The sequence below is a fragment of the Pseudomonas sp. HK3 genome (genome assembly GCF_052920985.1).
Window position 1 is genome coordinate 358,832 of the sequence record NZ_JBREXD010000002.1, and the last position, 14,921, is coordinate 373,752.

11 protein-coding genes are annotated in these 14,921 nt (G+C 35.6%); all 11 read right to left on the bottom strand.

What is annotated here, in order from left to right; genetic code table 11:
- Nucleotides 1-5: 5 nt before the first annotated feature.
- On the bottom strand, nt 6-1,739 hold the full coding sequence (locus ACU6U9_RS12560; RefSeq protein WP_446735381.1) for a phage tail sheath family protein: 1,734 nt from the start codon (nt 1,737-1,739) through the stop codon (nt 6-8).
- 167 nt (nt 1,740-1,906) lie between these two features.
- Nucleotides 1,907-2,518, bottom strand: coding sequence for a Pvc16 family protein (locus ACU6U9_RS12565; protein ID WP_446735382.1), 612 nt, complete (start codon nt 2,516-2,518; stop codon nt 1,907-1,909).
- A 23-nt stretch (nt 2,519-2,541) separates the two neighbouring features.
- Entirely contained in the window at nt 2,542-4,566 is a 2,025-nt protein-coding gene (locus ACU6U9_RS12570) for an ATP-binding protein (protein ID WP_446735383.1), read from the bottom strand.
- A 280-nt stretch (nt 4,567-4,846) separates the two neighbouring features.
- Nucleotides 4,847-5,815: an FHA domain-containing protein gene (locus ACU6U9_RS12575; RefSeq protein WP_446735384.1), complete on the bottom strand. Its 969-nt coding sequence runs from the start codon at nt 5,813-5,815 to the stop codon at nt 4,847-4,849.
- 202 nt (nt 5,816-6,017) lie between these two features.
- Complete coding sequence (locus ACU6U9_RS12580; protein WP_446735385.1) at nt 6,018-7,214, bottom strand: YcaO-like family protein; 1,197 nt, start codon at nt 7,212-7,214, stop codon at nt 6,018-6,020.
- On the bottom strand, nt 7,177-8,229 hold the full coding sequence (locus ACU6U9_RS12585; RefSeq protein WP_446735386.1) for a hypothetical protein: 1,053 nt from the start codon (nt 8,227-8,229) through the stop codon (nt 7,177-7,179). Before ACU6U9_RS12585 ends, ACU6U9_RS12580 begins: the two co-directional genes overlap by 38 nt.
- Nucleotides 8,222-9,208: an amidohydrolase family protein gene (locus ACU6U9_RS12590; protein ID WP_446735387.1), complete on the bottom strand. Its 987-nt coding sequence runs from the start codon at nt 9,206-9,208 to the stop codon at nt 8,222-8,224. The genes ACU6U9_RS12585 and ACU6U9_RS12590 overlap by 8 nt, the downstream gene beginning before the upstream one ends.
- Nucleotides 9,183-9,413 (bottom strand): hypothetical protein, encoded by a 231-nt coding sequence (locus ACU6U9_RS12595; RefSeq protein WP_446735388.1) that lies wholly within the window; start codon nt 9,411-9,413, stop codon nt 9,183-9,185. The genes ACU6U9_RS12590 and ACU6U9_RS12595 overlap by 26 nt, the downstream gene beginning before the upstream one ends.
- A gap of 78 nt (nt 9,414-9,491) precedes the next feature.
- The gene (locus tag ACU6U9_RS12600; RefSeq protein ID WP_446735389.1) at nt 9,492-10,040 is read right to left on the bottom strand and encodes a hypothetical protein; all 549 of its coding nucleotides are present in this window, start codon (nt 10,038-10,040) and stop codon (nt 9,492-9,494) included.
- A gap of 147 nt (nt 10,041-10,187) precedes the next feature.
- Entirely contained in the window at nt 10,188-12,149 is a 1,962-nt protein-coding gene (locus ACU6U9_RS12605) for an ATP-binding protein (protein WP_446735390.1), read from the bottom strand.
- A gap of 7 nt (nt 12,150-12,156) precedes the next feature.
- The gene (locus ACU6U9_RS12610; protein WP_446735391.1) at nt 12,157-14,277 is read right to left on the bottom strand and encodes a protein kinase domain-containing protein; all 2,121 of its coding nucleotides are present in this window, start codon (nt 14,275-14,277) and stop codon (nt 12,157-12,159) included.
- Between the last annotated feature and the right edge of the window lie 644 nt (nt 14,278-14,921).

A 14,921-nucleotide genomic window follows, 5' to 3' on the forward strand; every position in this document is an offset into this window, starting at 1 on the left:
TAAAATTAGCCTTCTAGGCTTTTGTGAGAGAAGGTCAAAATGATGAATTCAGCTGGGCGTACTGCGGCCAAACCAATTTCAATATTCATTAAACCGTTATTGATATCATCTTCGGTCATGGTTTGACCTAAACCTACATTGACAAAAAACGCAGCCGCAGGGGTTTCACCAAACAAGGCCCCTTGTCGCCATAGATTTTCTAGATAGTTTTCAATCATGGTTTTAAGCTTCAACCATGTGAAAGGTGTATTCGGTTCAAACACCGCAAAATGACTGGCTTTTTGTACCGACTCTTCAACCATGTTGAATAAACGACGCACCGAAATATAACGCCACTCGTTGTCGTTACCTTGTAAAGTACGTGCACCCCATACCAGAGAGCCTTTACCAACAAAACTGCGAATAGCATTAATGGATTTGCCTGCAGTGACATCAACATTCATATCGGCTTGCTCGCCATTATCAATCGCAACACAAGGTTCTAATACTTTAGCAAGTGCTACATTGGCAGGTGCTTTCCATACCCCACGGCTGCCATCTACTTTAGCAATAACACCCGCTACCGCTGCACTGGGGGGTAAAACTAAATAGTTTTTACTCAGCATGGATTTTACTTTTGAGTGAATGCTAGTAGAAGCCAGTCGCCATTTAGGGTCGGAGAGGTATTCTAGGGAAGCGATATAAGCATTCGTTGTTGTGGCAATTTTTTTCTTAGTATTAGTAGGGTCAAGAATATTAGAATCGGCAGAATCTATTACAAAACCTTGGTAATTAAGATAGTCACCATCTTCATTCGTAAAAATACCATAAGGATTGGTAGCCGCTTTACGCTGAAAATTTCCATCAACATATTCCATTAGATAGCCCATTTTATCGACTACCCCAAGGTCTCCTACTTGAATATACGTTTGCTTATAGATACCGCCAGTAGACAGTCCATATTCATTTAACGTTTCTCCGTCTTTATCAACAAATGCACCTTTGTAATTGTCATGCAACTTTTGTAACGTTAATGAATACGATACGTTTACAGTAGCTTCATCATAACTACGTGCCATTGTAGTACGCACATAAGGGTAATAAGCGCCTCCATATTTTAAGCCATTGGTTACTTGATCGCGTACCATAGGAACATCAGCGGATAAATCACCACGATTAAAACCATCGGCTTGTTGGACATCAACTAATGCAAATCGATCTTTCATTTTTTCGCAATGCTGAAGAGCATGATTTTGCACTGAATAATGGGCAACTGTATCCATTAAAACGGATTCTGGCGCACTGATTAAAGTAACTTCATCAACTTCTTCAAGTAAGTTAATTGCATCAATAAACTCACTGGCATTTATATTTGCTTTAACAGTATTATGATCACCAATGCTTACCACATAACATGTACCACCACCGTTCGCATAGAAATGTTGAATGGCTTGATGAAGAAAAAAAGTTACATCTGTGGCCGACGGCAGCCCTTGCTCTCCATTTGTTATATAGCATTCATCCGTACTATTATTATATGACACCTCAAAATTTTCCATTTGAGACGTACCAAATAGTGCATCATATTCTGACAAGCTAGAAAATCGGAACGGTATATTAGTAGTAGTTTGACCCGTGTTATCCACTATATTTTGAGTAAAGCCGATAAATGCAGGGACGGCTGTGGCGACTTCTGCCACCGAAGGTGGTAGCAGAGATTTTTCTCTGATATAAACGTCAGGCGTTTTTAATTGAGCCATATAAGATCCTTGATATGGTTATGTAAGTACAGAAATACTTTGATTTAGAAAACCAAATCAAAGAAAGAAAAAGTAATTGTTTTAAACAACTACTCGAACTTTATGTAAATATAGGGGATTTAATAGAACAACTTTAATGAGGGTAATAACTAAACTTTGATACCAAATTATTTTTTATCTAATACGCGTTTAATTTCTTGCACCAAAGGAACTTGGAGCGGCTCATGAACACCAACAGGCACAGACAATGACATCATCAAACAAGGCTTTGGAGTCGAACCTAGTGCTTGCCATATTTGCCCGCTAATTTTTTCACTGTGCTCATTACCAAACAACTTAAAACCAATACCATATGGGCGTGTATCGATATCAAATTTATTAAGAATATTTTCCGGAAAAAAATCATACATACCTAAACCACACAATAGATAACCAAGGACTAGATGTTCAATTTCTGCACTGCCTTTTTTATCCTTACACCACAATGTAAGCATGTAGTTTAAATCGACATATCTTGGCTCTCGATAAACGGTCTTAATCGTTTTTTGTACATTAACCCTACTGCGATGAGATTCACTACGACGACGATTAATATCCTCACTTACCCCAATCAAATAACAATTTAAAGTAGGAGCACTGCCAAGTTCGGTCACAAAGTCGCTATTAGGTGCAAGAAAACTTAACTCCATAGTGTTGTCATCTGCATCAAGATTTAATACTTTCTCGGTAATTAGGTTATTCAAAGCTTGTTGTAATTTTTGAAGAATTAACGGATCCATAATATTCCTATGATATTTATTGGCTATTGGACTAACCAAGCGTTTAATTTTTTACTCGCTAAATAATTTTCATCCTGTTTTTCTAATTCACTGGCAATCGCCGCAGAAAGGCTCAACTTATCAACAATAAATGCCTGTTTCATAAGGGCTGATAACACTGAGCGTTCTGCGATATTGGTTATTTGAGACGGACTAAAATCATGCAGCTGTGCTAGAACACTCACATCTAATTGCGCATCGAGCTTGATATCCCCTGCCCAGGCATTACGCCATAGCTGCTCACGCGTATTGACATCAGGCATTGGGAATTCAACCAAGCTATGAAATCGCCTTAAAAATGCACTATCTAAGTTACCCTTAAAGTTTGTACTAAGAAGCAGTAAACCGGTGTAGATTTCCATTCTCTGTAAAAGGTAGCTAACACCCATATTCGCATTTTTATCATGGCTAGATTCAATCTCACTGCGTTTTGAAAAAACGGCGTCAGCTTCATCAAATAATAAAACAGCGTTCTGCTTTTGTGCTTTATCAAATACATCGGCCAAGTGTTTTTCTGTTTCACCTATCCATTTACTGGCTATATTCGCAAGATTTATTTTATAAAGTGGCAATTTTAGCTCGCCGGCAATAGCTTCAGCCGCCATTGATTTACCCGTCCCTGGTTTCCCCCAAAAAAGTGCTTTCAATCCGGGCATAAAATCGGGTAATGATTTTTTCAACTGATCAGAATAATGTATTCGATTGATGAGTTCTGACAACTTTTGTATGGTTTTTTCTGTTAACACCATACTACTGAGTGTATAACGAGGCTCAAAAAGTTCGGCTAGAGCCCCTAATGATTGACTATTTATTTTTAAACATTGATTTTGGCAATATTGATATAAAGGAACATTTGTTTCGTCTAAATTTAATCGGTCAAATTTTTCATATATAGTCTGTATTTGTCCAGGTAAAATTGGGTATAAGTTTGCTAATTTATTGGCTTCTTTTATTGTTAGTGGCAGTATTTTATCTCTATTATGATTCGAAATAGCCAGTGACAATTCTCGCCAAGATAATGATAATTTTGAATTCTCTATATTATTCAAGGCATATTCTTTATAACTAAAATTGGCAGGTAATAAAGAATTTCTAAGCGCTACCAAATTAACTTGTTGCTCAACATTATCTTCATTTTCATCACAAAACAGCATGACATTTTCATAATGAGATAATATTTTTAATATAAATAGATAATCGGTGTACTTAATACAGCACGCTAATAAATCGGGCCAATATATATAAAGTCTGTTTCGACCATGATTAACAATCAAATCACGAAGTTCGTCTAATAATACGTCTGGTGCTGGCTCAGATTGAATATTTATTGAACACTCATAAATTTTCGATTCATTTAGATAAGCTAATTTTGATACAAATAGGGTGCGCTCATTTTTAGTTAATCCTTTTATTATATTTAACTGATCTACAGGCCCATGCATCAAATCGCCATAGGCTTTACTTATTATCTCATCTTGTATTGGCAATAAACTATGAATATGTCTTGTATAGTTAATAACAGATAAACCTTCACCTAATAAATAATTAAATATATTATCTGCTAATGTAACGGGTTGAATCAGTGCTAACTGACTTTTTTCTATTCTAATTAACCCCCAAGCCAGTGCGTTAGAATTTTTTATAATATTATTAATTTGGTCTATTTTATTTTCTGGCTCTCTTTGACATAGAATAAATATTCTCTCAAGTGACAATGTTGGTCCATTTTCGTACCAGCTAGCTCGTAAAAAAACGGATACTGTTTCAGGTTCAATTGAATTTATAAAGGTTATTGCTATTATTTTTAGTTCTATATCTGTTAAATCAAACCATGATTTTAAATTCTTAAAACGAAATGTTAAAATGTAATTATTTAATTCAAAATCAAGCCGATTAAATTTCTCAATAATAATGTCTTTTTCTTCATTATTTTGTAATGCGTATCCAAAGTTAAATAAAGACTGTGTTAATCCAGTTCGATATTGTTGTTCATTATCGATATCTTGCATGTCAATCATCTCTAACCAGTATAAGCAGTGTAATAAAACAACAGGTAAGCTCCGCCACATCAGTCCCATGCGGCTCTGAAGTATTCAACTTGTGATGAAATACACTCAAAAGTTGATATAACTGAATATAGGCGATTATTTTTAGAAGTACTTTTGAATGAGTAACGTAAGAATTTGAAAGGGTAATAAAGTGAATATGATCAAATATTATTGAGGCTAGAGAGCGTAAGTTAAAAAGGATAAGTGATATAAGAGGCAGGGCTGCCTCTTATATTTTCTATTAATTCAAGGTTGTGAGATTATCATATGAAACATGGCTCGATAGCTTAAAGCCACCTTGTATTTTCACATCGGCAATACAAAATCGAATTTCACCGGTTCTTCGTTCAACTACTTGAGGAATTTTCATTGGGGCTATATAAGCCTTAAGAAACTGCCTTCTAAAGCGATATATTTGAATATTAATATGATTTTCATTTTGGCCAATCATTTTACAAAGGTTATCTTTGTCTAACCAACCACACTCACGCTTTTCAACGCCGGCTTCTTTGTCTGACAGGTATTTTCTGGCCAGTAAGAGTAATAAGTAGTGATGACTTCTAACGCCTAAATCAATTACGCTCTCACCTTGGGTAAAAGATAACGATACATGCTCTTCGTTTTGGCTAACATTAAAAAAGAAAGACACATTTGTGGGCCGATAAGTGTCACTGGGTGAAATAATGTCCGTCTTCATGCACGCTTTTGCGTCTATGAACTTCCACTGACTATCTTCACTCCCTACTCTATCTCCCATTTTGAGTTCATATTCACCCGCGCTGCTTTCGCATACCCAAGAACCATCGGCTGATTGAAATATAGATACCTCAGGATTATCTTCTGAAGGTAATACGGTTATATTTTTTAGGTGAATAGTGGGTAAACCAGGTGTAATTGGTAATAACAAGCTTTGTGGCGGTAATACTTCTTTCACATACCATTCGTCACTGTGCTTGGAACCAAATTGTACTCGATCACCTTTTTCTAGGTGTGTTTTACTGCCTTTATATTGATATTGCCCATTAATATAGGAACCATTAGAACTTGTGTCTTGAAACACCCAGCACTCACCATCCCAGATTACCACGGCATGAGTACGAGATGCTTCTGGATTGCTAAGTTTAGTAGAAGCCGTTGGGTGCCGACCAAATATATGCTGTGGTTGAAGTATTGCATGAACACCTGTGCGCTCATTGATGAGAATTGCCATATAAATTTATCCCTAGTTAATCTCAGTTCTTGAGATTATCAATGCTTAAAAAACTAGGCTATTACACCTTATTACAGCCTGTTGCCTATAAGGGGTTGCTAAGCCTTAAGCGAATAATTATGTTTATTGATGCTCTGTATGTACATACTCAGAAAGCATCAAGTCATATAATAACGAGGAATCCCGTTATTATATAAAATCACTAAACAAATAAACCCTGTTGATTAATGGTCGCTTCATTATTAGCTGTATTTAACCATGAAAGGGTGACGGGTAAGGTATACAGTCGGCTATTACCTAGTTGAGGCCATATATGACATAAACCAGGAACAAAAACCTTGGCTGTACTAACTGGAATATTAGAGCGGCTGTAGTTTAACACCAGTGTTTCGAATCCAAGCTGATCTAAACGCCCGACAATCTCTAATATATTTTGGTGAATATCACTATTACAAGGTAATACGTTATCGTTTATTTTTTCGCTTGTGTGACCATAAAGAAAAATATGGTCTTCAATTGCATCAAAATTAAATGGTGCAGAATTTTGTTCTCTAATTGGAATCAACTGACACAGTTCTGTCAACGCTCTTTGAGCCGCCAGTTCTGCAATTAGGTGACAACCAAAGCCCATAATCCAGCCATCTGTCTTCTTATCTTTACCGATAGCAGCCATAACAGGAACACCGACATCATGTGTTAAGTCGATAATCCAATAATCATGTCCTTCATTGTCTGCTGGACTCAAAGTAGCGTGCAGTTTTTCTAAATTGTTTTGGTCAAGACGAGACAGGTCAAACTTTGGCCTATCAACTCGGTTGTACCACCATATTGCCACTGCATCCCTTTCTATTAATTCTAATAGGGCTTGAAATACGGCCTCTTCTAAGTTATTACCCGCAGCACAGCCGTTTGAATGCCACCGACCAAATTCATTATCACTAAAGGGGACTTGGCTAAAACATAGGCTTAGAGGTGCTAATACTCTTTCCTTTTGAGTCAGTGACCAAAGAGGTTGCCAATGAATATCACTATCATCGTATGGCTTAACTGATTGTTTAGATTTTAAGCCTGATTGAAAATTTTCGCTAAATTGTTGGTACTGTTTTTCACTAAAGCGCTGCAAGTCTTGATAGCTTAAACTGCGCTTACCTTCACTATTAAGCTGGGATTGTGAGCATTTATATAACGATGTATCGCTCTGATAGAGGGCTGAATAGCGCTCTATCGCCTCACATAAAGCACTGGCTTGCGATTGATCATCACCAACGCCTTTACCCATACAAAGTTGTACAAAGCTTTCTTCATTTAACGGTATATTATCGGTATCTGCTGGTGTTTTAAAAAAACCACTTCTGTATATTTTAACTGCATTGTTTTTTAGGCTGATTAACAACCTCAAGATGATTAATAATACCAGTAACAGGACTAATTAATTCACGAAGTTTATTAACCGTAGTACCAGCTTCTAAACTTCTCGAACCGCCATCCTGATTGAAATGACTCACGCAGCGAGTTAACACCACGGGGGATTGTAATTGCTGAATAAATTCGCTTGAATCAAGAGGATCAAGACTAGCAGGATGATAATCAATCACGTGACTTGATTTATTATAAATAATGAGTACTTTTTTGTTTTCATTAGATAGCTGAGAAAGCAACAAATCTTGAATATGACGATAGCTTTCAGTATTTAACGGCGTATTATTCTCAAATGGTAAACCATGATTATGACTTGGAAATTGTTTTACTAGATACTTTCTTACTGGCTGATTATCAATCACACATTGTAATAAAGTATACGCTTTGGCAACCTCATCAGGTGAATATAGCGGGCTGATCCAAACGCTATCGCCATTTATTTTAATGAATATGAATTTATTATTGAATTTTATATTGTTTATTCTAGGATCAAAAAAATCATCCACCAATACAATTTCATAATAATGATAAAAAAGGTTAGTGCTTAAATTTACATTTAAAATCTGGCGTAAAAATGATACCACTTCAATCATTTTTGACTCAGGTAATATCGACATATTTATAATATGACAAAGTGATGATACAAAAATCGAACGCTCAGGCTCTATATTTTCAGCATACAATTCAGGTATCAAATATGAAGGCGTAAGATCTATTTCAACAAGATAATTTGATACTATAAAGTCTTCATATTGCTGAAATAAAAAAGGCCCTTTATTAAAGTGGCATTTTTCAGGGTCGATCATCGATTGCAAACTATGCTTACCATCAATAAACGCAGCCCATTGATATTTATTACTAGGAAGCAACAGCTGTTGTGATTCTGAAACTAATAGAACATCCGAATCATTTAAAACATATACATTGAACTTAGGGTGCCAACAGTAAATTTTATTTAAAACAGAATTAGACCAGGCCACTGCACTTTCATTCATGCTCGATACTCATGGACTGATTAACCTTTCTTACATCGACCGAAATATCATCCGTAAGGCCAAAGAAGTCATTTGCATTACTCTTTAACAAGCACTTTATCTCATATTCGCTTAACTCTGGTAACTGGCTTGCAATACTGTCTGTCGTAAATTGTAGATGGTCTGGATGAGGAAAATCACTGCCGTATAATAGTTTTTCATAACCAATAATATTGATAACATCCCTCAAGCAAGGCTCCCCTAATTCTATTGTTACCCAGCATTGTCTTTTAAAATATTCAGAAGGCAACATAGTAATATTTTTCTTAACCAATGATGGAAATTCGGGATAACATATATTATCCAAACGCCACAACCAATGAGGCACCCAAGACGCACCTGCTTCAAGAAAAGCAAATTTAAGTCTCGGATAGCGCTCTAAAACGCCAAACTCTAACAAAGACAAAAAGGCCATCTGTGCTTCCATTGGGTGGGAGCAAGCATGAAGAGAGAATCGAGTGGTAAATCTGTCAGCCCCTGCGGTGAGTGCTTGTAAGTTTGTCCCGCCATGAAATGCAACAGCAATGTTGTTTGCTTCACACGCCTGCCAAAATGCTTCATTATCTTGATGACCAAGGCATCTACCAGCGATGACTTCTGGGCGTATGGTTATGGTTGTCCAACCATTATCGATAACCTGCTGTAGCTGGTCACACATATTTTCAGGAGCATGACGACTAATAATCCCCACTGGCTTTAAACGCCTAGGTTCAGCAGAACAGTAATCTTTCAACCAACGGTTATATGCATAAGCATATTCTAAGGACACATCAGCATCGATGTCTTTATGATTAACAATGTACATTCCAAAACTTGGAAACAGACATGCCTTTTCAGTACCACTGGCATCCATTGCCCGAATTTGTCCTGCTGGGCTCATGCCTGCTTCAAGTTTTCTCTGTATATCCTGACCTTTATAAGGCTGAAGCAATAATCTCATCCCTATTCCAATTTTTAAATATGGATATATTACCGATAGTAATTAATGGTGGCAGCGCTAATTGTTCGTGCTCCGACCCATTATCAAGTGACTGAAACTGCAATAACACAGGTGCTTTTTTAAAAATAGTATCGTCAGCATATTCCTGCCATATTTCCACAGGCTCCATAACATGACGATCACTGTCGATTATTTTAAATTTCATAATAAATACTTTAAAAAATAAGATAAGGGATAAATAGAGTTAACCACATGGCTAACCCTATTTTTAAATGGATAACGATCAACTAGTAGAAAATGGGCATACTTTACCGGCAGAAGTATAATCGGCTAAAGCGATTCCTTGATCAGCTTCTGTTGGTGCTGGTGGAATTTGAATGACAAGTGTCATTTTTAACGCACCGGCTTGTAGAGACTTATCCCAGCCGTTCACTTTATAAGATGTTAAGGTTTCCGTTTCAATTGAATCTCTATCGCGCCCTACTTCGACATCAATCAATCCAGTTTCTGGACTATAACTCGTACTCGGTGTCGATATATCAACCGTAACGTGGCTTTGATCTGTATCCACTATTTTTATATCAAGTAAATCCCACAGACTATAGAGTACCTTATTGTCTTCTTGAACAATTCCACTAAAACCCAAGCGCTTAAACGCTAATCTAGTGTCATTAATCAATGCAGATTTAAATTCGGTATCTTTCCATGCTAGTGCCACAGCTCTACTCCAGGTAGCCTGCCAATTTGTCAAAATCAATGCAGCAGCCAAGGAAGGCTCATCACCCACTGGCATTTTAATTTTTGTGTTTACGTCATTTTTATCATTAGTCATCTTATATTCCTTATTGATACAACTATTCATCATCCTATTAATTACATAAAAATAGGATTATTTTTCTACTATGATTTATCAGATAGCCTTTGATTTTTCACATATGGTTATTAAAATAATCATATGTATTGAATTTAAAAAGCAAAATCAAATCATTGTAAAAACTTCTTCAAGACGGAGAGCCCTTAGCAAAGCCAATCTTTTATCCATCGTTTTTATTTCAAATAGTACTTTATTTTTATTATTATCTTCATTAATACATTTAATATATTCAATTATTGCATTACTCTCAAGACCATATGTTCCACTTGATCTAGCTAACAAAATGGCCTTTTCAAAATTTTCAGTACTGGTCTCACACAAAAAACCTGATTTAAGGTATTGAGCTTTTGCTAGGTAACGATAAGATAATGGTAAAATACAATCTTCACCAGAATCCTCAGCCCTTTTTATAGAGGACAACATGAGTGTAATAGCCTCATCAAACATCTCATTCAATATATATGTATCCGCCAAAGAAGGCTCATACCATGATAGAATGCCACTCTGCCCTTTATCAATTTGTTCTTTTACTATTTTTTGTGATCGAAAAAAATCATTTTTTGACCATTCATAAAGCATATAAAAGAAATCATAAATCCAACTGCTTTTTAATTTATCTCCGTATTTTTCGATCGCAGATTCAGCCCATTCACGTAATCCGTTTTTATCTGAAAACATAAAGTATTTTAAGCAGCCAAATGTATAGGCTGTTGCAATATTGGCAATATTTTCGGTTTGCCTTGCATAGTTCATACATAATTCGCTGTAATGATTGGCTAGCGCTGCATTTCCCATCAGTGATTCTATAAGTAGAAGATTTCCGCTTGAAAATAAATATGGGTCTATAACATATTCAATATAAAGAAATTGATCTAACTTATTATCATAAATATCAATAGAGCGTTTAAAATTACTTTTAGCTTTATTAAATTGAGCATTAAAATAATATATCTGACCAAGTATTGATCTCACAACTAACTCATTTTGACGATTATGTTCATTCAATGCTTCTTTTAATAAAGCCTCACCCTGCTCTGTTGCTTCCACCCTGTTACTTTGCAAGTGGTTACTAATAAAAATAATCCACTTAGACTTATGTTGATAAGCCCTTAACTCATCTTCTTTAAAGCTCCCATTATGACTATTTTCAATTTCATATAAATTCTGTAAATTATCTTCAGCAAGTAATTTCACCTCTGGGTCACCCCAACCTTGATACATAGCTTTAATAGGTAAAATTATATTATTAAGTTGAATCTTTAATTCAATTTTTAATTGTTTATTTTCTAATTTTGACAGCCAGACATTTACAATTTTTGCATATTCTAACGCTTGTTTATTCGAAGATATTTTACCTAATTCATAAATTGCTTGCTTCCCAAACTTTACAGCCTCTATATAATCGTTACCTTTTGAGTAATGATCTGCAATCATCGTAGGTGTATGATTGGATTTTTTTGTAACATCACTATTCATGCACTGAGCAATATTCAAATGCGCTTTAACCAAATCTGCTTTACTCATACCTTTATAGGCTGCATCTCTAACAAGAGCATGCTTGAAGAAATAACTATCACCAGAAACATGGCGCTGCTGATAAATAATTTCTTGAGTCAAAAGTTCATCTAAGTCGCTCTGAACTTGATCTTCTGACTTAGCTGACGCCATAATGAGTAATTTATAATCAAATTTTCGCCCTATTGCAGAAGCTAATTGAGCCGATTCTTTTGCATTAATAAGACCGTCTAATTTTTGTTGCAATGATTCAAGCAGTGTTTCAGGTATATCTGTTATGGACTCTTGATCTATAAAGTCTATCGTTCCGTTAAGATACCGTGTTAAATTTTGATCCTTAAACATATTAACAAGCTCTTCAATATAAAGCGGAATACCGTCGGCTCGTGAGTTAACCGCCTGCATAACATTAAAAGAAATTGATTTTCGATCAAAAATATTGGCTATTAATCTATTTGATTCATCATTGTCTAATCTTAGTAATTTTATAGACACACAATCGTGCTGAGATAAATAGCTAGGAAAAGCCTGGCGTGACGTTGATAAAAACACGGATTTATTACCAATAAAGCACTTTTGGTTCATTAAATATAAAGATAAATTCGAGTGTTGTAGGGTCAATCCAATGCATATCCTCAAGTACAAAAATGATCCGTTTATTTTCTGATCTATGAGAGAATAATAAAATATGGATTGATTCAAAAAGAATATCTTTATTTTTTTCCGCGGGTGTTATAACTAATGGAATATCGTTTGGTACACTGATATTCAACCATGAGCACAACAAAGGTATCGCAATACTTTCATTCATACCGCCTGCTAATTTATATAATTTCATGATCTTCTTAGCCGCTTGATCCATTGGTAACGAGCCAAGTGAAAATCGAATCTTCATTAAATTAATTATGGGGAACAAACCACTGAATTTTTGTTCTGGAAGGCATTGACAAAAAAGGAATTCCTCTGTTGTTATATTTTCTTTCAATTCAAATAATAGTCGCGATTTTCCTATACCTGGCTCTCCGAATAAGTGAATGATCGAATGACCATCACTGCACGCCAATATAGTTTTTATTTTTTTTATTTCTTTTTTTCGTCCAACAATATTAGCATTGCTTCTACCGCTCTTTAATAAACCAATCGATTCATAAACCCTTTCACCCAATACTTGATAAATAGAGGTTGATTGGCGATTGACTCCCATAATACGCTCTTCATTAAAAATAAAATCAATATAGGAATCCAGTAACCTCTTACTCGATTCCGTGCAGTAAACCTGCCCGACACACGCTGTACACGTGAGCTCCATTGCAATACTAATTACCTCTCCTTCTGGAGGGAGCCCAGAATAATGGGTTGCCAATCCAGAATGAAGTCCCATTTTCGCGTTTATTTCAATATTCTGAGAGTCTCTTAATAAGGCATTCCTCTTTGTTAAACTACTACTAATCTCAAGCGCAGTACGAACACACAGACGGCAATCGTTATCGGATACTTGTGGATACCCAAAATAAAATAAAAGAGTATCTCCTAATGTGCCCGTATGAAACGCGCCATAACGTGTCGCCAAATCAACACACATAATCTTTTGATCACGATGAAGCGTTTCAATTACTTCAAGATCGACCACACTGTCACTAACGGCCTGAATAGATAAAGAAACGCATAAAACCGATATAGGCTTTCTTTCAGAAACAACCGTGAAATAATGAGAGCCAGTATTAAGTAATGTTTGATCTAATGCTGGAATCGGCGCAATTAAAGTATGAAAATCGCTCGATGATTTAGGTACGACCATAGTAGAGAAATTTATCTTACCTAATTCACTGTGTATATCTAAAACTTTACTGATGCGGTCTTGGCTTTTTTTATGTAAAACTCGTCGCAATAATGCTGCAACAGGATGAGAAGCAATCCATAGGGGTAAGTTAATACTGCTTTGACTAAGCTGCTGATGAAACACTGAAGCCAAGCTTGAACCACTAATCGCGGGCTTACCGGTTAAGCATTCAATAAAAACAAGTCCCCATACATATAAGTCACTTTTTATGGTGGGCGGCTCTCCCCTTAACTGCTCTGGCGCGCAATAACTAGGTGTTCCCAACGTTTCATGCGTAAGAGTTATGGTTTGATAATCTTGATAGCGCGCTTCATGAGTAAGAGTAGCAATACCAAAATCAAGAACTTTAATGTGAAACCCTGTACCCGTTTTAACCAGCATGATATTGGCTGGCTTTAAATCTCGGTGAATCACTCCCTTTTCGTGTGCATGACTCAATGCATCAAGTACCTGACCCATTAAGTCCGCAACCAGTTGAGGGGGGAGGCTCTCTTTTTGTAATACCTCCTTTAATGACTCACCTTCTACATATTCGAATATTGCGTAAATTAATCCTTGATCACATACACCTTTGTCTAATAAACGAACAATATTCTGATGTTGAAGTAAGCTGCTTAACTCTGCTTCTCGATGGAAGCGATTAATGTACCTATTTCGCTTTAATTCATCTAAATCAGCATTAAGATTAAGAAATTTTATAGCTACATACTGTCCTGTACTTAACTTTTTAGCTCGATAGACACTGCCAAACCCTCCTTGCCCAATTTTATTAAGTAAACAATATTCGAGTGATTGAAACCGTTCTTTAATATCGCATTGAGTTTGTTGAGTTGTTGTCATATTTCGATAAAACCTCAGAAGACTAATAAGACCTTCACCTAAAACAATCGCGCACAAAATACTCCAATCTAATGCCTTTTCATTAGAAAAATCACTTAAAGTAAAGAACGCTTATTTTTCTAGATACCTTGTTATTTCATAACATAATTCTTTTAAGAAGGTATTGATTAATATGGCCAACTCTAAAAATATTTACGTGTATATGTGTATTAAAAATTACAATCTAAATAATATGTGAATAATTCGAGTCTAATAGATTGTTGAACATATAAGCAGAAAGTAACTTCCACAGCTTGATTTTTATCGCTCTTTATCGATTAAAAACAAAAACACTAGTAAATGGAAATCATTACGATTTTAATAAAATAATTTTACCCATTATTTTTAGGGGAATTTAATATTTTTTTATTAAAAAATAGAAGGTTTGATGATGATAAAGCCTCGTGCTACTTGTAGTAATCTTGATGCAATCCACCTGATGGTTTTGCCTGTATATTGCGGCGTTCATTATGTCGAATTTAGTGAAAAGAATATGTCATACTATATGTAGTTTCATTCGATAGCGTCCCTAAAGATTCAAAATAGCTATTTTTTAATCATCATCAAAGACATGTAATGACAAATTATTACATTTCTAGTGTCTT

Bases quoted from the DNA above. Each gene is read 5' to 3' on its own strand.
- ACU6U9_RS12570 (WP_446735383.1), bottom strand. From the start codon at position 4,566: ATGCAAGATATCGATAATGAACAACAATATCGAACTGGATTAACACAG.
- ACU6U9_RS12575 (WP_446735384.1), bottom strand. From the start codon at position 5,815: ATGGCAATTCTCATCAATGAGCGCACAGGTGTTCATGCAATACTTCAA.
- ACU6U9_RS12565 (WP_446735382.1), bottom strand. From the start codon at position 2,518: ATGGATCCGTTAATTCTTCAAAAATTACAACAAGCTTTGAATAACCTA.
- ACU6U9_RS12600 (WP_446735389.1), bottom strand. From the start codon at position 10,040: ATGACTAATGATAAAAATGACGTAAACACAAAAATTAAAATGCCAGTG.
- ACU6U9_RS12590 (WP_446735387.1), bottom strand. From the start codon at position 9,208: ATGAGATTATTGCTTCAGCCTTATAAAGGTCAGGATATACAGAGAAAA.
- ACU6U9_RS12560 (WP_446735381.1), bottom strand. From the start codon at position 1,739: ATGGCTCAATTAAAAACGCCTGACGTTTATATCAGAGAAAAATCTCTG.
- ACU6U9_RS12585 (WP_446735386.1), bottom strand. From the start codon at position 8,229: ATGAATGAAAGTGCAGTGGCCTGGTCTAATTCTGTTTTAAATAAAATT.
- ACU6U9_RS12610 (WP_446735391.1), bottom strand. From the start codon at position 14,277: ATGACAACAACTCAACAAACTCAATGCGATATTAAAGAACGGTTTCAA.
- ACU6U9_RS12595 (WP_446735388.1), bottom strand. From the start codon at position 9,413: ATGAAATTTAAAATAATCGACAGTGATCGTCATGTTATGGAGCCTGTG.